Raw genomic sequence first — 259 nt, 5'->3', positions numbered from 1 at the left:
GGATAACCTAGTGCTGTGGCCTGTTGACGGATATAAAGGTCTGCTAAAAATTTTGTTCTCTCATATGGATTTTTGATTTTCAAATAATTGTTTCCTTCTTTAAACACATCAATGGCAATCCTGCTATTTTCATCATCAAAGGGACTCATATAACCGACAACATGAATAAAATGCTGCAAGCCCTTCAATTGATGAATACTTTTAGCTAATTCACCAATATATTTGGCGCCATTTAAAAAGACGGAAGCTGCCTCGTTAC

General features: G+C 35.9%; 1 protein-coding gene. It reads right to left on the bottom strand.

Features of this window, described 5'->3' with window-relative positions; all coding sequences use genetic code 11:
- A partial coding sequence (locus AC0IXA_RS27730) for an SDR family oxidoreductase (RefSeq protein WP_471814949.1) occupies positions 1–259 on the bottom strand: 259 nt, incomplete at both ends.

The organism is Pseudomonas sp. AC083, from assembly GCF_979253165.1.
The sequence above is the reverse complement of the archived record's forward strand: the minus strand, read 5'-3'. Positions and strand labels throughout refer to the sequence as shown.